We start from the raw sequence: 519 nt of genomic DNA on the forward strand, positions 1-519 counted from the left end.
AGATGGGCTACCGCTACTACCACCACCAAGAGGATTGGAAATGTCACCAATAAAAGGCTCATGTCCACCGTCCGATTCGCGAGGATCATCAAATGAATTGTCTGGTAAATCTATACTCCAACAATGTTGTCCTTTGTAAATCCATCCTGCAGTATCATTTCCTGCCCAAATATCATTGCATATTTCCATGGTAGCTTTTGTATTTACACCATCTTTCTTTTGGCTATGGGTATTTTCAAACTTATACTTTTGGTTAATCTGAAATAGCTCTTGCTTAAAATATTCAAAAACCCAATCGAATCCTTTGGCCGGATAAGCATCTTCATCATTAATAAACAAACGATACTTTAGTTTTTCTGTTTCTGCACATAATAAAAGTATGGCATTAACCTCTTTGTTTTTAAAATCGGCCAGGGGAATCACATACATTGGTTTTCCGTTTGATGTGTAACTTACTTCCCGGCTCCAGTGTGGTGTGCCAAGTAGCTTCTCCTGTAATGCATCAAATTGTTCCGGCGT

At 38.7% G+C, this 519-nt stretch carries 1 protein-coding gene; it reads right to left on the reverse strand.

Going from position 1 to position 519, the window contains the following annotated elements; translation table 11 throughout:
- Window positions 1-519, reverse strand: a 519-nt coding sequence (locus M0051_RS19635; protein WP_306743269.1) for a hypothetical protein, incomplete at both ends; no start/stop codon positions are given.

The organism is Marinifilum sp. D714, assembly GCF_030851345.1.
In the GTDB taxonomy this organism is placed as follows: Bacteria; Bacteroidota; Bacteroidia; order Bacteroidales; family Marinifilaceae; genus Marinifilum.